This window comes from Collinsella sp. LCP19S3_D5 (genome assembly GCF_052121415.1).
Taxonomy (GTDB): domain Bacteria; phylum Actinomycetota; class Coriobacteriia; order Coriobacteriales; family Coriobacteriaceae; genus Collinsella.
Genome location: NZ_JBQKEH010000001.1, coordinates 104,923 through 129,686, shown reverse-complemented (window position 1 = coordinate 129,686; position 24,764 = coordinate 104,923). Strand labels below are relative to the sequence as shown.

The window sequence follows — 24,764 nt, the reverse complement described above, 5'->3', positions numbered from 1 at the left end:
ATCACCTTAGCTTGTCGAGCTCTTGCAAAAACTCATCGATGTCTTTGAAATCGCGATAGACCGAGGCAAAGCGAATGTAGGCCACCTTGTCGATCTTGGCCAGGCGCTTAAGCACCATGTCGCCCAGGTCGTGGGACGTAACGGCCGTCAGTGTACGGGAACGCAGCTCCACCTCGATGTCATCGATGAGCTCATTGAGCTTTTTCGTGTCGATGTCGCGCTTAATCGTAGCGCGCATTAAGCCGACCAGCAGCTTATTGCGATCGAACCGCTGCCTTGACCCGTCAGATTTGATGACCTCGATGGGGTCTTCGCATCGCTCGAATGTTGTGAAGCGATAGTTGCACGAACAACATTCACGACGGCGTTTAATGGTGTTATTAGACTCCTGCATACGGGAATCGACAACACGGGTATGTGCATTGCCGCATCTGGGACAGCGCATGGTACCTCCTCCAAAACGATAACAAGGGTACCATGTGCCGGAGTTTAAATCTTACGAACGCGCAGGAACTTTAAGAACGTCACCCGCAACGAGTGACCCATGCTCCAGATGATTGACACTGCGAATCATGTCAGAAGTCTCCTGGGTAGAAAGACCGTCGACGGAATGCTCCTGAGCAAGCGACCACAGGGAATCGCCAGACTGAACACGGACGGTCTCATAGGTAACGTTAGATACCGACTCGGCATATGCGGCGTGACGAGCGCTGAAGATCGAGGTAGCAAGTACAAAGAAGAGCGTGAGCGCAACGGCCAGGGCGACAATCGTCGAGGCCTTCAGAGCAACGGGGGCCGAAGTCGTGGCGACGCACTGGCTTCGGACGGACTTGCCAGGCAGTGTTTGAAAACCAGATCGGCCGCCTTTGACAACCGTGAAAGCCGGCGCCGCAGGCGTCTCGAGCTTAAGGGCGAGGTTTCCCTGGACCATATCCGTTGCATTCATCATGTTCTCCTCTCGCGTTTTTGACGAGAACTGTTTTATCAAGCCGCGAGGACAAAAAAGTCTAGCGCGGGAACGAGTGTTCGGTTATTATTATCTTCGAACAGTTGTTCCTGTCAAGCAAACATAGAACATTTGTTTGGGTTAGGTAGAGAGGAATCCCTGATGGCTCGCAAAATTACCAAGCGACAGCAGCAGATTTACGACTTCATCAAGGAGTATCAGCAGGAAAAGGGCTATCCGCCCAGCGTGCGTGAGATGGCTTCGGCTGTGGGTCTTTCCTCCCCTAGCACCGTACATGCACATCTCTCCGCACTGGAAGCACGCGGCCTGCTCAAACGTGACGCCACCAAGCCTCGTGCCCTAGAGCTCTTTGACGAGGACGGAGCCTCCGTCTCCATCTCAAAGTCCGATGAGCCCACGGCACCCCGCGGAACCGTATCGCTACCCCTCGTGGGCCGTGTCGCCGCAGGGATCCCCATCCTTGCCGAGCAGAATATCGAGGACACCTTTACCATCCCGACCGACATCGCAACGGACCAGGGGTCTTTTATCCTCGAGGTCCACGGCAATTCGATGATTAACGTCGGTATCCTTAACGGCGACTATATCATCGTTCGCGAACAGAAGAGCGCCATGAATGGCGAGATCGTTGTGGCCATGATCGATGGCTCCGCAACGGTCAAAACGTTCTACAAGGAGCAGGGACGAGTTCGCTTGCAGCCCGAAAACGACACCATGGAGCCCATCTATGCGACAAATCCGACGATCTTGGGCAAGGTTGTTGGATTGATGCGCCGGTTCTCGTAATGCAAAACCGCATCACGGTCTTTGATACCATTCGCGGATTTACCATGCTGTCGATGGCAGGATTTCATGCTTGCTACGATCTTGCCTATCTTTATGGTTGGGATATGCCCTGGTTTACTCAGACCATCTTCCAAGACATCTGGCGTGCCAGCATCAGTTGGGTATTTTTGTTTATTGCCGGCTGGATGTGCACCCTCTCGCGCAACAACATCAAGCGTGCCGTCAAATATGCCGCTGCCGCTTTTGTCGTATGGGTCGCGACGACGCTCGTCTCAGTCGATGACTCGGTGAACTTCGGCATCATGTTCTGCATGGCGGCCTGCACCGCCATTGTCGCGCTCGCGCGTCCGGTGATCGTTAAAGTGCCGTCGGTATGGGGTATAGCAATTTGCCTCACACTTTTTACCCTTACCTCGAGTATTCCTAAAACGGTTTATCCTATCCCCTATTTAGCTTGGCTGGGTTTCCCAAGCCCAGACTTTGTCTCTGGTGATTACTATCCAGTCATACCATTCTTATTTATGTACCTTGCAGGCTTCTTTGCCGCCCACACGACTCAGGAAGCAAACTATGAGGCGCCGGGATGGGCCTATGCGAATCCCATCCCGGCGCTCGCAAGTCTCGGGCGCCATGCGCTGCCGTTCTACCTGCTTCATCAACCGGTTATCTTGGGTGTACTGGAGCTGATTTACTCTGTTCGATAACGCTCGAGACGCGGTGCGATACGGGCTGGAAGCTTTGCCACAATACGAACGCCGTCCTCGAGGTATTCCTCGTGCAGAAGGGTTCCCTGTTCGTGCACAAGCGTGATTAACGCGCCCTCTCGATACGGGATATCGGCCGAGAGCAACACGTCCGTAGCGGCCGCTTCACGAGCGATGCGGTCGACTAAGTCATCAAGGCCCTCACCCGTCTGAGCCGAGAACAATACCGCCTCGGGATAGCGCCGGCGAAAGCTCAAGCGGTCGACGCTATCGAGCAGATCGATTTTATTGAACACGGTAAGCGTCAGGCGCTCACCGGCACCAATCTCGTCAAGGACACGATCAACCGCCTCAAGCTGGCGCTCGTAATCCTCATCGGAAGCATCCACAACTTTAAGAACCAAATCGGCGCCGAGCACCTCGGAAAGCGTAGATTTAAACGCGTCGACCAGGCCATGGGGCAGCTTTTGAATAAAGCCAACGGTATCAGTGATCGTCATGCCACGGCCACCGGGTAAACGATACGAACGCGTCGTAGGATCGAGCGTGGCAAACAGCTTATCCTGCGAAAGTACCGTGGATCCCGTCAATCGATTAAGCAACGTCGACTTACCGGCATTGGTGTAGCCAGCCAACGCTACGCGAAACGCCGGCGATTCAATACGGCTTTTCGATTGCACATCACGACGTTGTTCAACCTGTTTCAATTCGCGTCGAAGAGCTGCGATCTTATCGCGAATCAGGCGACGGTCGACCTCGAGCTGGCTTTCGCCCTGGCCAAAACGCGATCCAATGCCGCCACGCGTCTGTTCCTTAGCAAGGTGGCTCCACATACCTCGCAGACGGGGCAGCAGATACTGCAACTGAGCCAGCTGCACCTGTAAGCGACCCTCACGCGTCTGAGCATGCAGGCCAAAGATATCCAAAATCAACGCCGTACGGTCAATAATCTTAACCGGTTCGCCCACGGCTTTCTCAAGATAGGACTGCTGTGAAGGAGTCAAGTCGTCGTCGAAGATTACAACATCCGCATCCATACGATGCACCAAACCGCATAGCTCCTCGACCTTACCGGAGCCGATAAACGATTTGGGATAAGGTTTAACCAGACGCTGAGACAAGCGTGCCACGCATTGGGCTCCAGCAGTGTGAGCCAAGCGCTCGAGCTCGTCGAGCGAACGGTCGAGCGGCCAGGCGTTATCGCGCCACTCAACACCAACCAAGACGGCACGCTCAGGTTCAGGCGCCGTGGGAACCAAGGGAAAACGTGCCATTAGGCAGCCTCGATACGACGGTAGATATCATCGACGACCTCATCGATCGTAAACTCATCCATATCGAACCACACGATGCGATCGTCACGCTTAAACCAGGAAAGTTGGCGCTTGGCATAGCGACGTGAGCGCATCTTGATAAGCTCGCGGGCCTCATCCATGGTAATAGCGCCTCGCAAGGCATCAATAATCTCTTTGTAACCGATTGCCTGCATCGACGTGAGTGCATCACCCAGGCCCTGGTCCATAAGGCCACGGACCTCATCAACCAGACCCTGCTCAAACATAAGGTCGACACGCAGGTTAATGCGCTCATAGAGCACTTCACGGCTACGCGTCAGACCAAACCACATGGCATGATAGCGCTCATGCGGAACGCTGAATTTCGACTTCTGCTGGGCATACGACACACCGTCATCGTGCATCTCGAGCGCACGGATCACGCGGCGCACGTTATGAGGATGAATCACGGCAGCAGATTCCGGATCACGCTCGGCAAGCAGGGCATGCAAAGCTTTCTCGCCAATACGCTCGGCAAGCTCCTGATAACCCGTGCGACGTTCGTCCTCGAGCTCTCCCGAAGGAAAGTCCATATCATCGAGTGCAGCCTTAAGATACAAGCCCGTGCCGCCGCAAAAGACCGGAAGCCGTTGCTCACCAAGCAAACGCTCGATATGCGCCCGGGCATCAGACTGATAGAGCGCAGCAGAATACGCGACGCCCGGGTCCACGATATCGACAAGGCGCAGGGGCACCGAGCACTCCTCGGGCATCATCTTGGCCGTACCGATATCCATACCGCGATAGATTTGCATCGCGTCACACGATAACACTTCAGACGACAGACGAGCAGCCAGGCGGTCGGCAACATCACTCTTGCCGACCGCCGTCGGACCGACGATCGCTACGGCAGAAAGGTTTGTGCCGGGGGAAACCATTAGCGAGGCTCACCCACAACGGAGCCAGACAGATACCACGTCTTGGCGACATCCACATCGACGTCGACGATTTTGCCGATAAGCTGATCGATACTATAGCCAGCAGGAATCGGCGCATGCACTGTCTGGTTCTTAGGACTTTTACCAAGAAGAACAGCGTCGTTTTTCTTGCTCGTGCCCTCAATAAGCGCAGGCACCACGGTGTGAAGCTCGCCCTGGTTATACTCGTATGCCGTCGTCTCGATAACCTTGACCAGACGGTTAAAGCGCTCAAGGATAACCTCATGCGGGGTGGGATCATAGATCTCAGCTGCCGGGGTACCGGCGCGCTTGGAGTAAATAAACGTGTAGGCCTGGGCATAGCGAACCGTCTCGGCAAGCGAGAGCGTCTGCTCAAAGTCTTCCTCGGTCTCGCCCGGGAAGCCCACGATGATGTCGGTCGAAAGCGCAATATCGGGCATACGGTTACGAATGCGATCGACCAGGCCCAGATAATCCTCGCGCGTGTACCGACGATTCATCTCTTTAAGGATACGCGTGGAACCCGACTGAACGGCTAGGTGAAGCTGCGGCATAACGGCAGGTGTCTCGGCCATAGCATCGATGGTCTCGGGAAGCAAATCCTTGGGGTGCGAAGAAGTAAAGAAGATACGCTCGACGCCCGTATCACCCACGGCGCGCAGCAGGTCGGCAAAGCGCGGCTTGCCAAAGAGATCGCGACCGTAGGAGTTTACGTTTTGTCCCAGCAGCGTAATCTCGCGCACACCCTGACGCACCAGACCCGTCACCTCGTCGACAATCTCCTCGAAGGGACGGCTCTTCTCGCGACCACGAACGTACGGCACGATGCAATACGTGCAGAAGTTGTTGCAGCCCGTCATGATGGGCACCCATGCATGATACTGCGTCTCGCGATGCCACGGCATACTCATGGCGTCCGTATCTTCATGCTCATTCGTGCGGATATGGCGCTTGCCATCCATAAACGCCTCGGCGATAAGCTCCGCCACGTGCGCAATCGAATGCGTACCAAAAATAACGTTGACGTTATCGACGTTGGTGAGCAGGCCCTCGCCATCGCGCTGAGCGATGCAACCACCCACGGCGACCACACGCTTGCCCGAAGGAGAAGGAGGAAGACTCTTGCAGGAATTGCACTGACCGTACAGGCGCGTATCGGCAGCCTCGCGCACACAGCACGTCATGAATACGACAATATCGGCATGCTCCGGATCGAGCGCCATAAGACAGCCATAGGAATCGAGCAAACCGCTCACGCGCTCGGAGTCGTGCTGATTCATCTGGCAGCCGAACGTGCGGATAAAATAGGTTTTACCGGCAAGAATATCGCGTACGAAACGCTGGTCCATGAGCTTACATCCTAACGATGATATCGACGGGGCACAAAGGTGCTACAAATGTGCGAAAACTCGCTTACGCAACAGGCTTAACGTCGTCCATGACGACATTGTCCATAGCAGCCCGATTAATCTGGTGAACGTAGATAGAGAGACGGATTGCCGTGCGAGACTCCCCGTTAATGAGGATGTCAGAAAACACCGGCGCACAAGAGACATCAAAGCCAGTCGGAATCAAAAAACCTCGCGCAATGGCAACGGCCTTTATGGCCTGGTTGACGGCGCCGGCACCGACGCACTGAATGTTGACGGGAACGCCATCTTTGACCATACCGGCAATGGCGCCGGCAACGGACGCGGGCGATGATTTGCTTGATACCTTCAGGCAATCCATGAAGAAACTCCTGCGTTTAAAAGTACGTTTTAACTGCAATAACTGTATCGTACCGAGCGGACTCGGTAAAGATGCTACTCCTCTTTGGCAAGATCGAACGTCACGGTGATGCGATCACGTGAAACGCGAATCTTAGGGTCGCCGCACAGATTGAGGTAATACCGGGCGGCAAGGTCATTGAAGTCGCGCTCAACAGCACGCGAAAACTGTGCCATGTCATCCTTGGCAATGCGGAGGCCTCGACGGTCTTTGGCAAGATCGACTGGAGCCGGCAATTGCGAGGTGGAATCGCGCTCGCGCAGCAGGCGCGCACACACACCGCGAACGGGCTTAATCTGTCCTGACAGAATACGGTGGGCAGTACGCTCGGACATCTCGAGACCCAGCCCGGAGCAAATCCGGATAAAATCCTCGGCATCCGAAGCGAGACCTAAACGATCGATAACCGGAAGCTCACACTCGTCATCGATAAAGAGCAGGCGTGACGTATCGAGACGACTGGAAGCCTGGGCGTACAGGGTCGCCGCGATCTCGGACGGAGAGCCCAGATACACGTCGCAGTCGCGCAGCTCCTCAAGGGCAAACTCGCAGGCTGCGCGAATGATGTTGTGAGGACCGCGAGCGCATACATAGCGGCCGTCTTCGTCTTTAACCGCCTGAGGCCAGCTCGACTGGTCGGCGCGCTCAGCCAAGCGATCGGTGTCAACGCACACCTTAAACGCTGAGCCCAAATCGACGCCCGATGTAACAACGCGTGCCTCATCGGTGTTCTGCTTGATAGAGAACAGCGCCATACCACGACCGTGAACACCCCAACGGTCCATCTTCATGCTCTCGAGCTTGGAGGTGACACGGGCATCAAAGATACGCTCCTGCATATCCTGCGGCACACCCGAACCGTTATCCAGGAAGAGGAGGGTACGAACACCCTCCTCCTTGGTCGTGGCTAGATAGACCTTATCGGCTCCGGCATCGCGAGCATTACGCAGCATCTCGATGACAATGTCCTCTACATGCTGAATGTCATGCTTGGCCTGACGGCGCTCGGCCTCCGAAACGCGGAGGCGGACATACCCCTCGCCAAGGTTTTCCTCGACGCGAAGGTTGCCCTCCCCCGACATCGACGCGATAAATGAGATGAGCTCGTTCGCGTCGTTCATGTTATTTAGCGATATCGACGGCACGGCTCTCGCGAATCACGACAACGCGCACCTGACCGGGATACTCCATCTCTTCCTCGATCTGATGAGCGATATCGTGCGCAAGCACCGTGGACTGGGCATCGGAAATCTTGTCCGGCTGAACCATGACATGAACCTCGCGACCGGCCTGCATAGCATAGGTACGCTCGACGCCGTCATGAGAGTTGGCGATCTCCTCGAGCTTCTCAAGGCGCTTAATGTAGCTCTCGGCCGACTCGCGACGGGCGCCGGGACGAGAAGCGGAAACAGCATCGGCAGCCTGGACCAGAACGTCGAGCACCGTGTTGGGGTCGACATCGGCATGATGGGCCTCGATTGCGTGGACGATAACGGGCTTCTCGCCATAACGGCGGGCAAGCTCGGCGCCAATCACAGCATGCGGACCCTCAACGTCGTGGTCGATGGCCTTGCCCAGGTCATGCAGAAGACCCGCGCGCTTGGCGGTCACAACATCCAGACCAAGCTCGGAGGCCATGATGCCGCACAGGTCGGAGACCTCAAGCGAGTGCTGTAGCACGTTCTGACCAAACGAGGTGCGGTAGCGCAGAGCGCCCAGGGTTTTGACGATCTCGGGATGCAGGTCGTGGATTCCGGTATCGAAGGCGGCCTGCTCGCCGGCTTCGAGCACACGCTGCTGAACCAAGTCAGCGGCCTTGTGGTACATCTCCTCGATGCGGGCGGGGTGAATACGACCGTCGGCAATGAGGTTCTCGAGCGCCACGCGGGCGGTCTCACGACGGACCGGATCAAAGCTCGAAAGCACGACAGTCTCGGGGGTGTCGTCGATCACAAGGTTGACGCCGGAAACCTGCTCGAAAGTACGGATGTTACGACCCTCGCGACCGATGATGCGTCCCTTAAGGTCATCGGAGGGAATATGAACGGACGTGACGGTGACCTCGGCGGTATGGTCGGCAGCGCAGCGCTGGATCGCCAGGGAGAGAATCTCCTGAGCGGTCTTGTGGCACTCGGCACGGACCTGTTGCTCGGACTCACGGATGATGGTGGCCGCCTCATGGGTAACCTCGCCGCGGACCTTATCGAGCAGCTCCTTGTGAGCATCCTCGCGCGTAAGGTCGGCAATACGCTCGAGCTCGGAGGTCTGCTTGGCGCAAAGCTCCTCAAGTTCGCGAGAGCGCTTCTCGACCTGACCGGCCTGGCTGGACAGCTGATGCTCGCGCTTATCGAGCGCATCGTTGCGTCGGTCGAGCGATTCCTCGCGCTGCATCACGCGATTTTCGAGCGCGCGAATCTCGCTCTTACGCTGCTTGTCCTCGGCCTCGGCGGCCTGTTTGTTCTTGATGATCTCTTCCTTAGCTTCGAGCAGAGCCTCTTTTTTGAGGGTCTCGGCCTGACGCTTAGCATCACCGATCAGGGACTCTGCCTGCGCGTGTGCCGACTGAATCTTTTCTTCGGCCTCGTGAAGACTACCCTGCTTGGCGGTGCGCATGTAGGCAATGGCGACGATGGCACCCAAAACAATGCCAACGAGCGCTGCAATGATAGGCGGCATGCTCACTCCTTTTTATGGAATCGTTACACAACAAAGCGAACCGTCCATACGAACGGCTCGCGACATTTGAGTAATATGGGCGCAGCTTATGCGGGTCGGATACAGATAAACATATAAACAAACTCATCGCAGATGAGCACATATCACAATGCAAATGACAGTAATTATCCTACGTTGAACCGCAACAACTGTCAAATTAACGCACCCAGCACGGCGCCTATCGAGCGGTGAACGGCAGGGGCGTAACGTGCGCATGCTTAAACGTCGCATTTCTCGCTTAAGGCATCAAGGCGCGCCTTAACGGCATCCGCGGCAATGTGATAGGAAAAGCCCTTGCCCATCAAAAATCTGACGAGCTTTTCGAATGCACGTGCCTCGGGAACGCGACGCTTAGCGAGCAAAGCCGATGCGCGAGCCAAGTCGTCATCCTCGGCAAAATAAGCCTCGGGATACCCTGGAATCTCATCAAGTGCAACATGGCGACGCTTGAGTTCAGTCTCGATTTTGCGCTGTCCCCAACCACGACGCTTACGCTCCTCGATAAAGAACGAGCAAAAGCGGTTCTCATCTAAAAAACGATACTCGATGGCACGATTGACGGCAAAGTCGATCGCGGGCTGACGAAAGCCATAGCGCGCCAACTTATCGCGCACCTCGCCCGTAGCATGATCACGACGCGAAAGCATCTCGGTCACCATGGTGAGCGCACATTTGCATTCGATAAGCTGTACCGCCTCGCGAAAGTCATCCCAGTCGCAGGGAAGATCGAGACGGTTCTGAACGTACACACGTGCCACACGCACGGGAATCCAAATGGACCGTTCAAAACCGCCCTCCAGATCGCAATCGATATGTGCACAGGGCTTTTTAGACGCATAACCGCTCGAGAACGAGGAGGCCGTCTTCTTATCCGGAAAAACGACCCTAGCCTCGGTCACCGTATACGACATGTCGGCATCCGTTACTCGTCGTCATCGTCGAGCATCGCGGAGCCATCGATGGCATACAGCTCGTCAAACTCCTCGGGGGCGGGCTGATCGGTCAACTCAACCTCGGAGGGGGCATCATCGTCATACTCAAGACCGCAGGCAAGGCGAACCTTGTGCTCGATCTCGTCGGCGCAATCGGGATGCTCGCGCAGGAACGTCTTAGCGGCCTCGCGACCGTTGCCGAGTTTGTCCTCACCATAGGCAAACCAAGACCCCATCTTTTTGCATATGCCGCACTCGACAGCCATATCCAGAATCGAGCCCTCTTTAGAAATGCCGGTGCCATACATGATGTCAAATTCGGCCGAGCGGAACGGAGCAGCCACCTTGTTTTTAACGACCTTGGCACGTACGCGATTGCCGATAACCTCGTCCTTGAGCTTGATGGTATCGATTTTGCGAATATCGATACGCACGGAAGAGAAGAACTTGAGTGCGCGGCCGCCTGTGGTGGTCTCGGGGTTGCCGAACATGACGCCGATCTTCTCGCGCAATTGGTTAATGAAGATGCAGGTTGTGTTGGACTTGGCAAGCGAGCCGGCGAGCTTGCGGAGCGCCTGACTCATCAAGCGAGCCTGCAGACCCACCGTCGTGTCACCGATCTCGCCCTCGATTTCGGCTCGTGGAGTCAAAGCGGCAACAGAGTCGACGACGATGGCGTCGATGGCACCGGAACGCACAAGCATGTCAACGATCTCGAGCGCCTGTTCGCCCGTATCGGGCTGGGAAATCAGCACCTCGTCGATATCGACGCCGATGCGCGCGGCGTAGGTGGGATCAAGCGCATGCTCAGCGTCGATAAAAGCCACGACACCGCCCATGGCCTGCGCCTCTGCAAGAATCTCGAGCGAAAGCGTTGTCTTACCGGAGGACTCGGGGCCATAAATCTCAACGATACGGCCGCGCGGCACGCCGCCGATACCCAAGGCGGCGTCGAGCGCCAGAGAGCCCGTCGGAATAGCCTCGACCTCGAGCTCGGGACCGCCGTCGCCATACCTCATAATAGAACCCTGGCCGAACTTCTTCTCGATCTCGGCCTTGGTAGTGGCGATCATCTCGTCGCGCTCTTTACCCGTCGTGCGCGTATGAACGGTACGTACGGGACCTGAATTCTTGGCCATGAATAGCCCTCCTCTTAACAACCTGAATCGATGATAAACGAACGGCTGTTCGTGGTCAACCGTTCAGGTTCATCATATGCACCCGTCCATTCCAAAACCCGACCAAACGCCGACCAAACGCCGACCAAACGCTTGACCATGCCAATCGCAAATACGAGTGCTCGTACAAATTAAAGACATGCGCCAGCGCAAGCGCATTCCTTGCCAAAGGTCCCTATCTCCACAATTAAGGGGCCCTAAGGCCCCTTAAAACACGTCTATTCCATGGAATTGAGCACGCGGACAATGCGTTCCAAAGCCTCAGCGACCGCATAGGCACGGACGCACGACCGATCACCCTCGTAGTGACAGCGCGCAGACTCAACGACCGTCGCTCCCCCATCGGCCGCGCGATACGCCCAGCCGATATAGAACGTGCCGGCGGGGTCTTGATCGGTACCGCCGCCGGGCCCAGCGTAGCCCGTTGCGCTCACGGCGACATCGCTCTGATAGAGGTCCAGCGAGCCCGCGGCCATCTCACGCGCCGTCTGATGCGACACGGCGCTAAACCGATCGAGTGTTTCCTGCTCGACGCCGAGCACGCGATGTTTGATCTCATCGCAGTAGGTCACCGCACCGCCACGAAGCACCGCCGAGGCACCCGGGATATCGGCAATCGTCGAGGCGATCATGCCCGCCGTCAGCGACTCCGCCGTCGACACCGTCACGCCACGGGCACTCGCGCGCTCGACAATATCGCGCGCCAGCTCCTCGTTGTTTGCGGCGATCTGCAAATAAGACTCCGTCATACCCACCAGGACCTAGACCGAAAAGACGATCTTACGGCAGTTCCAGAAGTACTGGGCACCCGAGATAATGGTCAAAATGACAGCGATGACGTACAGGAAGCGCGACACCGAATAGACACCGAGCAGCAGCGACGCCGGACACAGCTGAAGACCGGCCATCGCAAAGACGCACAGATAGCCACAGATGGAGACCATCGTGGTCGCCGTCTTGTACTTGCCGAGCTTATCGGCGGCAACGACCACACCGGCAGCACTCGCGACCATGCGAAGTGCGCTCACCAACAGCTCGCGGAACAGGATAATGAACACGGACCACACGGTCACCGCGCCAAAATCCAAGAACAGCAGCAAGGCCGAGAACACCAGCAACTTGTCGGCGATGGGGTCCAAGAACTTGCCGAAATCGGTGATCTCGTTGCGTGAGCGCGCCAGATAGCCGTCGACCTTATCGGTGCACGACAGGATCACATACAGAATGAAGGCAGCGGCGGCGAGCGGGCCGTCGAAGGTGCTCCAGTCCGTACCGGCAACGCTCGCGTGAGACAGGGCCGAGACGATCATGAACACCGGAATGAAGACGATGCGAACGCACGTCACGATGTTGGCGGGCGTCCAAACGCTCGTCAGTTCCTTATTGCTCTCGTTTGCCACGACGCTCTCCTACTCCACAACATGGCCGATAAGCTCATAGCAGAAGCTATCGGTAAACTCGACGGTCAAAATATCGCCCACGGACGCCTCGCTGGCGTCCAGATGCACCGCGCCATCGGAATCGGGCGCCTGGAACCAGGCATGACCGATCAGCTCGGCGCCGTCCTCGGTCTCCTCGATACCGTCGACGATTACTTGGGCGCGCTCGCCCACATGGGCTGCTGTGGCGGCAAAACCCAGCGACTCGGCCAGATCCATGGCCTCCTGGGCGCGCTCGAGCTTGACCTCCTCATCGACCTGGCCCTCCATATTGGCGGCCAGGCTGCCCTCCTCCCGCGAGTAGGCAAAGACGCTCGTATAGTCAAAGCCGACGGTGTCCATAAAGTCGATAAGATCACGGAACTCGTCGTCGGTCTCGGTCGGAAAGCCGACCATGGCCGTGGAGCGAATCACGATGCCGGGGATACGATCACGAAGATCGCGGAACAGTTCCTCGAGCTCCTGACGCGAACCGGAGCGACGCATGGCCTTGAGGATGCGCGCGTCGCAGTGCTGCACGGGGATATCGATATAGGGCAATACCTCGGGCGTATCGCGAATCGTCTCGATAAGCTCGTCGGTCATGCCCTCGGGCTGCAGATAGAGCACACGAACCCAGACGTTGTGCGGGCGTACAGCCTCGGCGACGGCGCGCAGCAGCTGCGCCAGATTGCGCGGTGAGGCCTCAGCGGCGTCCTCATCGGCAAAGTCGGTGCCCCAAATGCCCGTGTCCTGGCCGATCAGCACGATCTCGCGCACACCGCCGGCAACCAGGTCGCGCACCTCGGAGATAATGCTTTCGGCATTGCGCGAATGATAGCGACCGCGAATGTAGGGAATCATGCAGAAGCTGCAAAAACGATTGCAGCCATCGGAGATCTTGACGTAGGCGACAGCGCCCTCGACGGTACGCTTGACCTGCGGGATAAAGGCAGCGATTTCACGCTCCACACCAAGAACGCCATCGATGACAGAGACGATACCGTCTTCCTCATCGGCCTTCACAAACGCCGCGACCTCGGGCAGTTCGTCGGGCAGGTCGTCGCCGTAACGAGACGGCACGCAACCGCACATGACAATGGGGCAGGAGCGAACGCCGTCCTGCACCTCGTTAGCGAGCTCGAGCGTGGTCTCGATGCTCTCAGACGTCGCCGAGGTAAGAAACGAGCACGTATTGACAATGGCGATATCGGCATCCTGAGGATCGAATGCCTCCTCGTAGCCCGCAGCGGCCAGCAGCGAACGCATGCGGTCGGTATCGACCTCGTTCTTGGCGCAGCCAAGCGTGATATAGAGTACGGAACCCAACGGAGTATCCATGTTGGAGAGCGGTCCTTTCGAGTAAATTAGCGGTAGTTGGTAAACTGCAGCGGCTGGCCGTAGTCCTGGTCGCGCAGGAACTGAATCACCGTCTGTAAAGCGTCCTTAGAAGCCGAGGAAACGCGCAGCTTATCGGCCTCGATGGTCACCTTGACCTTAAGCTTTTGATCCTTGATGTCTTTATTGATCTTCTTTGCGGTCGTCTGGTCGATGCCCTCGACGATATGACCGAGCACGCGCACGGTACCGCCCGAAGCCGCCTGCGGGGCGTCCCAAGAGACAGCCTTGAGGTCGATACCGCGCTTGATGAGCTTGGAGCTCAAAACATCGATGATCTGCTTGGAGACAAAATCGGCCGGAGCGTTAATCGTAAAGAGCTTGTCGCCCTTCGAAAGCTCGATGGTGGCGCCGGAGTCTTTAAGGTCATAGCGCTGGGAAATCTCGCGGGCGGTCTGCTGGAAGGCGTTATCGACCTCCTGCATGTTAACCTCGGACACAACGTCAAAGCTGGAATCTTTAGCCATGGTTCTTCCTTTCGGTACGGGGAGCCTTAGTAGCTGTCGTACGAATAGTCATCTGAATCGTTCGCTGTCTGGCCGTCGGATGCCGTGTCGGTGCCGACGGTAGACTGGACATCGGTGCCGTCGGCATTATCGGTACCGCCGGCATTATCGCCGTTCGCGGAGTCAGCGGTCTCCTTCTTGGGAACGGTAATGGTCACGCGCGCCACACCCGATGTCTTGGTGTCATAGCGAACCTTTTCACCATTCTTGGTGACCGTGACATCGGAGGGCTTGGACGTGGTGATCTCAATCGAGGACTCGGGCGTGTACTCCTGCTCAAAAGGACCGGTCGCTTGAGCGCCATAGACCGATTTACCGTCGACCTTGACCTCGATCCAGGCGGTCTTGCCCTTGGCAACAGAGACCTTGACCTTGGTGACCTCGTCCTCTTCCTTTTCCACCGTCGCCTTGGCGGCATCGGAACCGGCCGCATCCGTCGCCTCGTCGGCGTCTTCATCCTGGTCAGTGGATTCGGTCTTCTTGGAAGATTTCTTAGTCGTCGTCTTGGTAGCCACGGGTGTCTCGGGCGTCGACTCGGGTGCAGCAGAGCCGCAACCACGCAGGAGTACCACGATGAGCAAAATCAACAGCAGCACCACGGCACCGATGCCGACGTAAATAATGCGCGGATCGATCGTGTTGTATTGAGAGGCGCGCCCAACGCCGCGTCCGCGATTGGAGCTACCACGACCATTACCCTGCGGTATGCGGCCGCGACCGCTATCGGGACGACCACGATAGCTACTCTGGCGCTGCGAACCCCGCTGGCCCGGACGCGGCGCAAGCTCGCCACGGCCCTGATAGCCGCGCTGACCAGAGCGAGGCGCCGAAGAGCGCTGCCCATAGGGCTGGGATTGCGAACGGAGGCGCGGCGTCACCTGCGTGGTATCGGCGTCAGAATAGCCATCGCGGGAACGCCCGGCGGATACTCCGCGATAGCTACGACCGGAGTATCCGCCGTCGCCGTAACCGGCGCGAGGATCGCGACTCAACCCGCGAGCGGCGGGAAGCGCACGGTCATCTGGCAGGGGCGTACTGCGAAAACGATCTCGCTGAGAACGAATTTCCTCGCTGGAGCCCGTCTCGGTGATATAGCCCGCTTGCGGAGGGCGCTGGCCGTACCGTGTCGTACGACCACCCTGAACCATCAAAAAACGACCGTTATCGACCGAAGAACGCGAGTTAACGTAGCCGGCAGCATCCTGAAAACGACCGCCCTGCTGCGAGGTATCGCGTTCATATGCCATGAGGTCGTCAAAATAAGCGTTGACGACCTCGCGCGGGTTAAGCCCCAAAAAGCGAGCGTAGCTCGATATCATGCCCTGCGCATAGCCACGCGGGGGCATCGATGCAAAGTTACCAGTCTCGAAAAACTCGATGATCTGCGGCCTGATTTTGATGGTGTTGGCGACCTGCTGGATGGAAAGGCCCATCCGGCGACGCTGCTCGAGCAGCATGTCACCAAAGCGTGCAGCCATCAGAATCCTCCAAACTCACGATCTTCACGTACCATCTCGGCGTCGACAGACTCCAGCGCGGCAAGCCCTTCGTCATCCAGCAGGACCTCGCGCGGCTTGGAACCGTCGGGCGGGCCGACAACGCCCTTTTCTTCCAGCATGTCCATAATACGCCCGGCGCGCGCATAGCCAACCTTGAGGCGGCGTTGCAGGCCAGATGTGGAGCCCAGCTGCGATTCCACCACAATATGGGCGGCCTCCCAGATAAGCGGGTCGTCATCCTGCGGCTCGGCAACGCCCGTGCGGACAATACCGCCGCCACCAGCCATGGACATGGAAGCAGGCGCCACGGCAGACAGAATCTCCTCGTGGTAGTCGGGCTCGCTTTGCGACTTAACGAACTCGACGATCTCGTTGATCTCGTCATCGGAGACAAAACAGCCCTGGATACGGCGGGGCTTACCCCAGTCGACCTTGGAGAACAGCATGTCGCCCAAACCGGTGAGCTTTTCGGCGCCCATCTGGTCGATAATGACGCGGGAATCGATGCCTGTGGCCACGTTAAAGGCGATACGATTGGTGATGTTGGCCTTAATGAGGCCCGTCACCACGTTGGAGCTGGGGCGCTGCGTAGCCACGATAAGGTGAATACCGGCGGCACGGCCCAGCTGGGCGATACGAACGATCGAGGCCTCGACATCCTTGCCGGCAACCATCATCAGGTCCGATAGCTCGTCGATGATAATGACCAGATAGGGCATCTTTTGCGGCGGGTTATCGTAGTGTTCGAACTCGCCGGCGGCCTGCTTTTCGTTATACGTCGAGATCTTGCGAACGTTGAGGCGCTCGAACACCTTCAGGCGACGCTCCATCTCGGAAACAGCCCATTGCAAGGCACTCGCAGCCTGCTTGGGTTCGGTCACCACGGGCACATAGAGATGGGGCAGGCCGTTATAGCCGGCAAGCTCAACGCGCTTGGGATCGACCATGATCAAGCGAACGTCCTCGGGAAGCGCGCGCATGAGCAGGGTCGTGATGATGGAGTTGATCATGACCGACTTACCGGAACCGGTGGTACCGGCAATAAGCAGGTGGGGCATCTTGGCGAGGTCGGCGACGACGGGCGTGCCCTCGGCATCGCGGCCGATGGCCAGCTCGAGCGGACCGCCCTTCACATAGGGAAGCACGTCGCCCAGGTTAACGTTCTGGCGCTTGCGATTGGGAATCTCGATACCCACAAGCGAGGTACCGGGGATCGGCGCAAAGATACGCACCGACTGGGCGGCAAGCGAAAGCGCGATATCGTCCTCGAGGCTCGAAATCTTGCTCACGCGCTCGCCCTCGCCGGGCTGCAGCTTAAAGGTCGTCACCGTGGGACCGGCAATCCAGCCGACGACGCGAGCGCTACGGCCAAACTCCAGCAACGTGGACTGCAGCGACTCGGCAGTCTGCTCCAACTCCTTGTCAGAAGACGCGGCGGACGCCGACTGCGGGTTGGCGTGCAGGATTTCGAGCGGCGGGAGTTTGAGGCCATCCTCTTGCTCGCCCTCGACATCGGCAGCAGTGCCGTCAGCTCCCCCATCGCCGGCTGCAACAGGAGCAGCGGAAGCCGTTGGGGTGGAGGCGTCGGCAACCTTGGGATGCTTCAGGAAATCGGGGATCTGCGGGGCAGCAGACACGGGGTTCACGGCAAACGGCGGCTCGGACTCGTCGACCTTGTCCGGGTCGTCTTCCATCGAAAGCTGTCCGGTGACCTGTCCTCGCCTGTCTTGGCGACGCGGCAGCAAAGTTGTCTTGGCGGTCTCGAGCGGACACTCGTCATCCTCGTCATCGCCCGCGGTGAGTTCGATTTCGCTATCGGACCAAGACGGGTCGGGCTCACTCGTGTTGAGCTTGGGCGCGGACTTGCCATGCTTGGCATGGCGGCGTGGCAGCAGCGTAGTCTTGGCGCGCTCGGCCTCCACGGCCTCGGACACGTCGACAAACGGATCATCGTCCTCGTCGTCATCGTCCAAAACAGGGTCCGCATCATTGCCCATCACCGTGGTCACGGCCATATCGGAGCCCTTCTGACGAAGAATGCTCAGGTGCGGACGGGCGATGCCGGGAACCGACAGGGCCTCTTCGTCGCCCCACGGGCTCGCATTGACATCGGCACGACGGCGCTCGGCGAAATCGGCAGCGCGATCGCGCGCAGAACGCAAAACGCCACCCACCGAAAATCCGATGATGACAAAGCCAACGACGGCCAAACCCAACAGGACCACCATCGCGATAGGTTTACCCAGGGCATTCTGCAGCGCACTCGCAATAAACGCACCGATGTAGCCACCCGAGGCGGACAGGTTTTGCGGCACAAACATGAGGTCGCACGAATCGCTCGTGCCCGGCACCATCAACGAAAGAATGGAGACGGCGGCGATAAAGACAACGGCGCCACCCGCGACCGAGCGAATGTTGAGCGGCGAGTCCTCACCCAAAAAGAGCGTGGCGGCAAGCAGTAAAATGACAATCGGCAGCACGTAGGCGCCCAGGCCAAAGCCAAGATGGTAGAAACCGGCAACCACTGCCGTCACGGGTGCCGTTGCCGGAGAAATCACGGCAATGAAAGACGCAATCGCCAAAACGGCAATGACCACGCCGGCGATATCGCGGTTGGCCGAAGGCTCGACCAGGGGCTCAACATCGTCGAACTCGGACTCGTGGCCCTTATTGGCACGAAGATGGGAACCGGCACCCTTAGCAGATGCCGGTTGGTTGTTGGCTTTACTGCCTTTGGCGTTTTGTGCAGATCCGCGCGCCAAACTAAACCTCCATGACGACCGGGATGATCATCGGACGGGTGCGCGTACGGCTCCAAATGAAGTTGGAGAGCGAATCGCGCACGGCCTTGCGAATGGCATCGGAGCCGCTGCTCGTAAAGCTAAACTTGCCCTTCTCGATCGTCTTCATGATGGATGCGGAGGCATCCTCAGAGAACTGGTCGTCGATGGCAAAGGAGACGCCGCGGCCCGAGAACTCGATGGCCTCGATCTTCTTGTGCTTGAGCGAGACGATGGCGACGGCTGTGACCATACCGTCATTGGCGAGCTTCTGACGATCGCGAAGGACGATGGGGTCGGTATCACCGATGCGCAGGCCATCGACATAAACGACGCCGGACTCGACGGGCGTGCCGCGCTTGACAATACCACCGCGCATCTCGAGCGTGTCGCCGTTATCGAGGATAAAGATGTGATCATCCTTAATACCCATCTTACGGGCAAGCTGGGCATGGGCACGCAGGTGCACGGCCTCGCCGTGAACCGGCATAAAATAGGTGGGCTTGGCCATGGCCATCAGGAGCTTGAGCTCCTCCTGGCTGCCGTGACCCGAGACGTGAACGAGGGCGCGATTCTTGTCCCACACGTCGCAGCCAAGCTTGGCCAGGCTGTTGACGACCTGCTGGACGGCCTTCTCGTTGCCGGGAACAGGGGTGGCCGAGAGGATGACGGTATCGCCCTCGTGGATGGAGAGCGTCTTGTGCTCGCCGTTGGCCATGCGGGACAGCGCCGACAGCGGCTCGCCCTGAGAGCCGGTGCACATGACGACGATCTTGTCGTCAGGCAGGTTATCGATATCGAAGGCATCGATGATATCGGCATCGTCGATGTTGAGGTAGCCCAGCTCGCGCGCCACGCGGGTGTTGGTGAGCATGGAACGTCCGGTCACGACGACCTTGCGGCCGCACTTGCGGGCGGCGTCGCAGATCTGCTGCAGGCGATGGATATGGCTCGAGAACGACGCGACGAACACGCGGCCCGGGGCATTCTTAATGGCGTGCAGCAAGTTGGGGCCGACTTCGGCCTCGGACTTGGTAAAGCCCGGAACCGTGGCGTTGGTGGAGTCGGAAAGCAACAGGTCGATGCCCTGTTTGGCAAAGCGACTGATGGCGGCATAATCGGGCGTGACGCCATCGATGGGCGTCTGGTCGAGCTTAAAGTCGCCCGTGTGCATAACGGTGCCCTGGTTGGTGCGAATGAATACGCCCAAAGCGCCCGGAATTGAGTGCGTCATAGAGAAGAAGTCGAGCGAAATGCCACCAAGATTGACATGGCTACCGCCCTTGACCTCGCGGAACTTGGGCGCGCGGATGCGGAACTCGGAAAGTTTGCCCTCGATAAAACCAAGCGTCAGCTTGCTCGAGAAGATGGGCACCTTGTTGTTGAGGTCCTGCAGCAGGTACGGAAGCGAACCGGTATGGTCCTCGTGGCCGTGGGTGACGATGATGCCGCGGAGCTTCTCCTCGTTCTCCAGAACATAGGTGTAGTCGGGAAGCACCAAATCGATACCGGGCTGGGAGTCGTCGGGGAACATAAGGCCGGCGTCGACGAGCACCATGTCGTCGCCGCACTCGAAGACCGTCATATTCTTGCCGATGCCGTCAAGGCCTCCGAGCGGAATGATCTTCAAGGGAGATGATTTTTTAGCTGCCATAGGTTCGTGCGGTTTCCTTTCTTCGAAACGGGTCTGGAACAACCGACGGGGCGCTTCTGGCAAACCGACCGCCGGGAACGTACAAACATGCATCACGGAGTCGATGCAGTAACCGCATTATGATACCCATTTGCCCACCAACAGACCACCCATGCATCAAAGCCCCATCCAAACCGGTCTATCCCGCCGGTTTCCCGTGGGGCGGGCACTGATGAAGTTTCCTGCTCTACAGTCCTGCGCAAGACGGAAAGCACATTAAGTGCTTTCCTTTGCGTGCGGAACTCGCGACAAACTTAACCCGCCCCGGCCCCCGATGGCCCCAGACCTGCCAAAAAGGGACAGGTTTATTTTGGTCGGTTTTATCTGGGGTAATGCCGCACATGCGATTATCTAAAGATCTGAATTCAGATAACTGAATAGACTATCTGACGAAATCGAAACCCGCACCAACCAGCCCTTTTGCTATTCCCGGCGGGGGCCGCGGGTAAAGTTTATCGCGAGTTCCGCACGAGCCGGAGAGCACTTAATGGCTCTCCGTGCGAGCAGGACTGTAGAGCAGGAAACTTTACCCGCGGACCCCGCCGGGAATAGCAAAAGGGCGACCCCTGTCCGGAGTCGCCCTTGTTGAGCTGCTTATGTGTAGCTGTTACTCGGCGTCGTGGTGACGGCGGGGCTTGCGGCCTCCGTTGTCACCGGGACGGCGCGGACGGTCGCTGCGCTCGGAGCGCTCGCGACGCGGACGCTCACGGCGCTGGAAGTGCTCACCGTCGCCCTCGGAGGCACCCTCGGCACGAGCCGGAGCCTCGGGCTTATCCAGACGATCGAGCGAGATCTTGCCGCGATCGTCGACCTCGATGACGACGACCTTAACCTCGTCGCCCACATTGAGGACATCCTCGACCTTCTCCACGCGACCCTTGGCGACGCGGGAGATGTGCAGCAGGCCGTCCTTACCGGGCAGCAGGTTGACAAAGGCGCCAAAGGGCTGGATGGAGACCACGCGACCGGTGTACTCCTCGCCCGGCTCGGGAACCTTGATGATGAGCTTAATGCGCTCGACAGCCTGGTCGACGGACTCGCCGGTGCCACCGACAAAGACAGTGCCGTCCTCCTGGATGTCGACCAAAGCACCGGTCTCGTCTTGGATGCCGCGGATGACCTTACCGCCGGAACCGATGACGTCGCGGATCTTGTCGGTCGGAACCTGGATGGAGACGATGCGCGGGGCGGTGCTGCGCGTGGTGTGGCGCGGCTCGGGGATCACATCGAGCATCTTCTGCAGGATGAAGGCGCGACCCTCCTTGGCCTGCTGCAGGGCGCGGGCCAGGATGTCGAAGGTAAGGCCGGTGGCCTTGTTGTCCATCTGCAGAGCGGTAATGCCCTCGGTGGTGCCGGTGACCTTAAAGTCCATATCGCCCAGGAAGTCCTCGAGACCCTGGATGTCGGACAGGACCACGGTCTTGCCCTCCTCCTGGATCAGGCCCATGGCGATACCGGAGACCGGGCGCTTAATGGGAACGCCGCCGTCCATAAGGGCGAGCGTGGAGCCGCAGGTCGAAGCCATCGAAGAGGAGCCGTTGGACTCCATGACCTCGGATACCACGCGGATGGCGTAGGGGAACTCGTTCTCGTCGGGGAGCACCGGAAGCAGGGCGCGCTCGGCCAGGTTGCCGTGGCCGATCTCGCGGCGCTTGGGGCTACCCATGCGGCCGGTCTCGCCGGTGCAGAACGGCGGGAAGTTGTAGTGGTGCATGTAGCGCTTGCCCTCGGAGGGCTCGATGGTATCCAGACGCTGGCCCTCGTTGAGCATGCCGAGCGACAGGACGGAGAGCACCTGGGTCTGGCCGCGCTGGAACAGGCCGGAGCCGTGAACGAGCGGCAGGTAGTTGTCCTTCACCATAATGGGGCGGATCTCATCGGCGGCACGGCCGTCGACGCGCTCACCGGTCTCGACGACCATGGTGCGCATGGCCTTCTTCTCGAGCTTCTTGAGTGCCACGGGGATCTCGCGCTCCCAAGCGGCCTGCTCCTCCTCGGTGAACTCGGCACGGATGGACTCCTTCAGAGCCTCGACCTTGCCGATACGGGAGAGCTTGTCGGCGTCGCGAAGGGCGGCTGCCATCTCGTCGTAGTGGGCGAAGATGCGCTCCTGGACCTCCTCGACGGGCTGGTCGAGCGGGTACTCCTTCTTAACGATAGCGCCGTTGACCTGCTCCCACTCGGCAACGAACTCGTCCTGAGCCTGGCAGAAGGCAGCGAGGGCCTCCTGGCCAAACTTCATAGCGGCGAGCATATCGTCCTCGGAGATCTCATCGGCGCCGGCCTCGACCATCGAGATGAAGTCGGCAGAGCCGCCCAGCTCCAGATCCAGATCGGAGTTCTCGCGCTCCTCATAGGTGGGGTTGACGATAAACTCGCCGGTCTCCACGTTGCGGCCGATGCGCACGCACGCAAGCGGGCCCTCGAAGGGCACGCCGCCGAGCGTCATGGCCAGGGAGGCACCCATGACGTTGATGACGTCGAAGGGGTTGACCTGGTCGGCGACGAGCGAGGTGGCGACGATGTGCACCTCGTTGCGGAAGCCGTCCGGGAAGCTCGGGCGAATGGGACGGTCAATCATGCGGGCCGTGAGCGTGGCCTTCTCGCTGGGACGGCCCTCGCGCTTGAGGTAGCCACCCGGGATGCGGCCGGCAGCGTACATCTTCTCGTTGAAGTCGACGGTCAGCGGAAAGAAGTCGTAGTTCTTGCGCTCCTTGGAGACGACCACGGTGTCGAGCATCGTGGTGTCGCCCTGCTTGACCAGACAGGCGCCGGTGGCCTGCTTGGCAAGCTCGCCCGACTCAAAGGTGTAGGTCTTGCCGTACAGCTCAAAGGTCTTGGATACGAGTGTCATTGTTCTCCTTTACCCCGCAGGCCCCTTGCCTGCGGGCTTCTCATGTGACGCGGGCCCCCTGCCCCCGCCACGCTTCAGAGCGTGATTGTTCACGCCCTTACACAAAAAGAGCGCCCCGCTGCGCAGGACGCTCTTAGCATGTACAAATCCTTACTGGATATTGTCGCGGATGCCCAGAGCCTTGATGAGCTCACGATACTCGACGACGTCGTTCTTCTTGATGTAGGAGAGAAGACGACGACGGCGACCGACGAGCATGAGCAGACCACGACGGGTGTGGAAGTCCTTCTGGTGGGACTTCATGTGCTCGGTCAGCTCCTTGATGCGCTCGGTCAGGATGGCGACCTGAACCTTGGGGTTGCCGGTGTCGACCGGGGTGTTACCGAACTGGGCAGTCAGCTCCGCCTTGCGCTCTTTGGAAACAGTCATTGTTTCACCTTTCGTTTCGCGTCGCCCGCGGGCGACTCTATTCGCCTCGGACTGGGAAGCCGCCGGTGGAGCGAGCATCCAAGGTCGAGGTACCAACAGGTCGGTATGTTACCACAAGCGGACCGCGTCTGCCCATCATCACCGACCCAACATGAATTCCATCGCGCGAAGACGCTGATCGGCGTGCGTCGCAGCCCAAACATGCGAAAGCCCCAGCAAAAAGGCGGCAGTATGGGGATCGACCCTCTCGGCCATGAGCGCATCGAAGGTCATTGACATGAGGGCGCGCAGCCATGCGACCTCGCCGGTCGACACCAGCTCGGCACCCGGAACGCTCGACGCGCACGACCCGCACATGAGCCCGCCCGCCTGGGGCGAAAAATACGACAGCATAGGGTCTCCGCACAGTACGCAGGCCGAAAAATCGGGTCGATAGCCAACGTGCGACAACAGCTTAAAGACATATGCCGCCACAAGCAGGTCCATATGTGCCGTGTCGAGCCTGCTGCCCACCAGGGCAAGTGCTCGCTGCGTAATGGCAAAGGTAAACGGGTCCTCGGCGTCCTCGAACGAGCACACGCGCGCGACCTCGGCGATCGCGCTTGCGGCGCAGGTCGTCTCGTAATCGGGCGCGGCGCCGAGCGGCGCCTCCATAAGCTCGGCCTGGGAAACCACGTCGAGTGACCGTCCGTGCGCGAGCAGCATATCGACGGTACAGAACAGCTCGCAGCGCGCCGCCAGGCGCCCGCCGGGTTTGCGCGCGCCCTTTGCCACGGCACGGACCTGCCGACCCCGCTCATCAAGCATCGTCAAGATCAGATCGGTCTCCTTGAGCTTGGTCTTATCGAGGACGAGTACCTTTGTGCGATATGTCCGTGAGCCTGCCATGAGCGCCGCGCGCC

22 protein-coding genes are annotated in these 24,764 nt (G+C 58.8%); 2 read left to right on the top strand and 20 right to left on the bottom strand.

Annotated features, from left to right (window positions below; genetic code table 11):
* Position 1: 1 nt before the first annotated feature.
* Together nrdR and ACTQXO_RS00600 are read right to left on the bottom strand one after the other, a co-directional pair.
* Entirely contained in the window at positions 2-445 is a 444-nt protein-coding gene (nrdR, locus tag ACTQXO_RS00605; protein WP_427717459.1) for a transcriptional regulator NrdR, read from the bottom strand.
* A gap of 51 nt (positions 446-496) precedes the next feature.
* Positions 497-946, bottom strand: a complete 450-nt coding sequence (locus ACTQXO_RS00600; RefSeq protein WP_441030986.1) for a LysM peptidoglycan-binding domain-containing protein — start codon at positions 944-946, stop codon at positions 497-499.
* A gap of 162 nt (positions 947-1,108) precedes the next feature.
* Here ACTQXO_RS00600 and lexA point away from each other — a divergent pair, with 162 nt between their 5' ends.
* Both lexA and ACTQXO_RS00590 read left to right on the top strand, forming a co-directional pair.
* Positions 1,109-1,753 carry a transcriptional repressor LexA gene (gene lexA, locus ACTQXO_RS00595; protein ID WP_441030989.1) on the top strand — a complete coding sequence of 215 codons (645 nt, stop codon included), beginning with the start codon at positions 1,109-1,111 and terminating at the stop codon, positions 1,751-1,753.
* A complete protein-coding gene (locus ACTQXO_RS00590; protein ID WP_441030992.1) occupies positions 1,753-2,457 on the top strand; it encodes a heparan-alpha-glucosaminide N-acetyltransferase in 705 nt (234 codons plus the stop codon). Before lexA ends, ACTQXO_RS00590 begins: the two co-directional genes overlap by 1 nt.
* Here ACTQXO_RS00590 and hflX read toward each other — a convergent pair.
* The 18 genes from hflX to recO all read right to left on the bottom strand — a co-directional run bounded on the left by hflX (position 2,442) and on the right by recO (position 24,750).
* Positions 2,442-3,731: a GTPase HflX gene (hflX, locus tag ACTQXO_RS00585; RefSeq protein ID WP_427748031.1), complete on the bottom strand. Its 1,290-nt coding sequence runs from the start codon at positions 3,729-3,731 to the stop codon at positions 2,442-2,444. The two genes, ACTQXO_RS00590 and hflX, sit on opposite strands and share 16 nt — an antisense overlap.
* Positions 3,731-4,669, bottom strand: coding sequence for a tRNA (adenosine(37)-N6)-dimethylallyltransferase MiaA (gene miaA, locus ACTQXO_RS00580; RefSeq protein ID WP_441030998.1), 939 nt, complete (start codon positions 4,667-4,669; stop codon positions 3,731-3,733). The genes hflX and miaA overlap by 1 nt, the downstream gene beginning before the upstream one ends.
* Positions 4,669-6,039, bottom strand: a complete 1,371-nt coding sequence (gene miaB, locus ACTQXO_RS00575; protein WP_441031001.1) for a tRNA (N6-isopentenyl adenosine(37)-C2)-methylthiotransferase MiaB — start codon at positions 6,037-6,039, stop codon at positions 4,669-4,671. Before miaB ends, miaA begins: the two co-directional genes overlap by 1 nt.
* 64 nt (positions 6,040-6,103) lie before the next feature.
* Positions 6,104-6,421: a stage V sporulation protein S gene (locus ACTQXO_RS00570; RefSeq protein WP_118079896.1), complete on the bottom strand. Its 318-nt coding sequence runs from the start codon at positions 6,419-6,421 to the stop codon at positions 6,104-6,106.
* Positions 6,422-6,495: 74 nt separating this feature from the next.
* Positions 6,496-7,581, bottom strand: a complete 1,086-nt coding sequence (locus ACTQXO_RS00565) for an ATP-binding protein (RefSeq protein ID WP_427795683.1) — start codon at positions 7,579-7,581, stop codon at positions 6,496-6,498.
* A 1-nt stretch (position 7,582) separates the two neighbouring features.
* A complete protein-coding gene (gene rny, locus ACTQXO_RS00560; protein WP_154516337.1) occupies positions 7,583-9,136 on the bottom strand; it encodes a ribonuclease Y in 1,554 nt (517 codons plus the stop codon).
* Positions 9,137-9,393: 257 nt separating this feature from the next.
* The gene (locus ACTQXO_RS00555) at positions 9,394-10,086 is read right to left on the bottom strand and encodes a regulatory protein RecX (protein WP_441031006.1); all 693 of its coding nucleotides are present in this window, start codon (positions 10,084-10,086) and stop codon (positions 9,394-9,396) included.
* Between the two features lie 11 nt (positions 10,087-10,097).
* A complete protein-coding gene (gene recA, locus ACTQXO_RS00550; RefSeq protein WP_154516331.1) occupies positions 10,098-11,246 on the bottom strand; it encodes a recombinase RecA in 1,149 nt (382 codons plus the stop codon).
* A 257-nt stretch (positions 11,247-11,503) separates the two neighbouring features.
* The gene (locus ACTQXO_RS00545; RefSeq protein WP_441545362.1) at positions 11,504-12,019 is read right to left on the bottom strand and encodes a CinA family protein; all 516 of its coding nucleotides are present in this window, start codon (positions 12,017-12,019) and stop codon (positions 11,504-11,506) included.
* A gap of 27 nt (positions 12,020-12,046) precedes the next feature.
* Entirely contained in the window at positions 12,047-12,595 is a 549-nt protein-coding gene (pgsA, locus tag ACTQXO_RS00540) for a CDP-diacylglycerol--glycerol-3-phosphate 3-phosphatidyltransferase (protein ID WP_441031240.1), read from the bottom strand.
* 99 nt (positions 12,596-12,694) lie between these two features.
* Positions 12,695-14,044 (bottom strand): 30S ribosomal protein S12 methylthiotransferase RimO, encoded by a 1,350-nt coding sequence (gene rimO, locus ACTQXO_RS00535; RefSeq protein ID WP_441031013.1) that lies wholly within the window; start codon positions 14,042-14,044, stop codon positions 12,695-12,697.
* Positions 14,045-14,070: 26 nt separating this feature from the next.
* Positions 14,071-14,568, bottom strand: coding sequence for a YajQ family cyclic di-GMP-binding protein (locus ACTQXO_RS00530; protein ID WP_427794768.1), 498 nt, complete (start codon positions 14,566-14,568; stop codon positions 14,071-14,073).
* Between the two features lie 26 nt (positions 14,569-14,594).
* Positions 14,595-16,085 (bottom strand): RodZ domain-containing protein, encoded by a 1,491-nt coding sequence (locus tag ACTQXO_RS00525; protein ID WP_441031018.1) that lies wholly within the window; start codon positions 16,083-16,085, stop codon positions 14,595-14,597.
* Complete coding sequence (locus tag ACTQXO_RS00520; RefSeq protein WP_441031021.1) at positions 16,085-18,868, bottom strand: DNA translocase FtsK 4TM domain-containing protein; 2,784 nt, start codon at positions 18,866-18,868, stop codon at positions 16,085-16,087. The genes ACTQXO_RS00525 and ACTQXO_RS00520 overlap by 1 nt, the downstream gene beginning before the upstream one ends.
* 1 nt (position 18,869) lies before the next feature.
* The gene (locus ACTQXO_RS00515) at positions 18,870-20,540 is read right to left on the bottom strand and encodes a ribonuclease J (RefSeq protein ID WP_117654800.1); all 1,671 of its coding nucleotides are present in this window, start codon (positions 20,538-20,540) and stop codon (positions 18,870-18,872) included.
* A 646-nt stretch (positions 20,541-21,186) separates the two neighbouring features.
* Positions 21,187-23,433: a polyribonucleotide nucleotidyltransferase gene (locus ACTQXO_RS00510; protein WP_441031024.1), complete on the bottom strand. Its 2,247-nt coding sequence runs from the start codon at positions 23,431-23,433 to the stop codon at positions 21,187-21,189.
* 150 nt (positions 23,434-23,583) lie between these two features.
* Positions 23,584-23,862: a 30S ribosomal protein S15 gene (rpsO, locus tag ACTQXO_RS00505; protein ID WP_154516313.1), complete on the bottom strand. Its 279-nt coding sequence runs from the start codon at positions 23,860-23,862 to the stop codon at positions 23,584-23,586.
* Between the two features lie 138 nt (positions 23,863-24,000).
* On the bottom strand, positions 24,001-24,750 hold the full coding sequence (recO, locus tag ACTQXO_RS00500) for a DNA repair protein RecO (RefSeq protein ID WP_427794773.1): 750 nt from the start codon (positions 24,748-24,750) through the stop codon (positions 24,001-24,003).
* Positions 24,751-24,764: the final 14 nt, after the last annotated feature.

What these genes read in the sequence shown, in the direction of transcription:
- nrdR (WP_427717459.1), bottom strand. Translation starts at nt 445, where the DNA reads ATGCGCTGTCCCAGATGCGGCAATGCACATACCCGTGTTGTCGATTCC.
- ACTQXO_RS00600 (WP_441030986.1), bottom strand. Translation starts at nt 946, where the DNA reads ATGAATGCAACGGATATGGTCCAGGGAAACCTCGCCCTTAAGCTCGAG.
- lexA (WP_441030989.1), top strand. Translation starts at nt 1,109, where the DNA reads ATGGCTCGCAAAATTACCAAGCGACAGCAGCAGATTTACGACTTCATC.
- ACTQXO_RS00590 (WP_441030992.1), top strand. Translation starts at nt 1,753, where the DNA reads ATGCAAAACCGCATCACGGTCTTTGATACCATTCGCGGATTTACCATG.
- hflX (WP_427748031.1), bottom strand. Translation starts at nt 3,731, where the DNA reads ATGGCACGTTTTCCCTTGGTTCCCACGGCGCCTGAACCTGAGCGTGCC.
- miaA (WP_441030998.1), bottom strand. Translation starts at nt 4,669, where the DNA reads ATGGTTTCCCCCGGCACAAACCTTTCTGCCGTAGCGATCGTCGGTCCG.
- miaB (WP_441031001.1), bottom strand. Translation starts at nt 6,039, where the DNA reads ATGGACCAGCGTTTCGTACGCGATATTCTTGCCGGTAAAACCTATTTT.
- ACTQXO_RS00570 (WP_118079896.1), bottom strand. Translation starts at nt 6,421, where the DNA reads ATGGATTGCCTGAAGGTATCAAGCAAATCATCGCCCGCGTCCGTTGCC.
- ACTQXO_RS00565 (WP_427795683.1), bottom strand. Translation starts at nt 7,581, where the DNA reads ATGAACGACGCGAACGAGCTCATCTCATTTATCGCGTCGATGTCGGGG.
- rny (WP_154516337.1), bottom strand. Translation starts at nt 9,136, where the DNA reads ATGCCGCCTATCATTGCAGCGCTCGTTGGCATTGTTTTGGGTGCCATC.
- ACTQXO_RS00555 (WP_441031006.1), bottom strand. Translation starts at nt 10,086, where the DNA reads ATGTCGTATACGGTGACCGAGGCTAGGGTCGTTTTTCCGGATAAGAAG.
- recA (WP_154516331.1), bottom strand. Translation starts at nt 11,246, where the DNA reads ATGGCCAAGAATTCAGGTCCCGTACGTACCGTTCATACGCGCACGACG.
- pgsA (WP_441031240.1), bottom strand. Translation starts at nt 12,595, where the DNA reads ATGATCGTCTCGGCCCTGTCTCACGCGAGCGTTGCCGGTACGGACTGG.
- rimO (WP_441031013.1), bottom strand. Translation starts at nt 14,044, where the DNA reads ATGGATACTCCGTTGGGTTCCGTACTCTATATCACGCTTGGCTGCGCC.
- ACTQXO_RS00530 (WP_427794768.1), bottom strand. Translation starts at nt 14,568, where the DNA reads ATGGCTAAAGATTCCAGCTTTGACGTTGTGTCCGAGGTTAACATGCAG.
- ACTQXO_RS00525 (WP_441031018.1), bottom strand. Translation starts at nt 16,085, where the DNA reads ATGGCTGCACGCTTTGGTGACATGCTGCTCGAGCAGCGTCGCCGGATG.
- ACTQXO_RS00515 (WP_117654800.1), bottom strand. Translation starts at nt 20,540, where the DNA reads ATGGCAGCTAAAAAATCATCTCCCTTGAAGATCATTCCGCTCGGAGGC.
- ACTQXO_RS00510 (WP_441031024.1), bottom strand. Translation starts at nt 23,433, where the DNA reads ATGACACTCGTATCCAAGACCTTTGAGCTGTACGGCAAGACCTACACC.
- rpsO (WP_154516313.1), bottom strand. Translation starts at nt 23,862, where the DNA reads ATGACTGTTTCCAAAGAGCGCAAGGCGGAGCTGACTGCCCAGTTCGGT.
- recO (WP_427794773.1), bottom strand. Translation starts at nt 24,750, where the DNA reads ATGGCAGGCTCACGGACATATCGCACAAAGGTACTCGTCCTCGATAAG.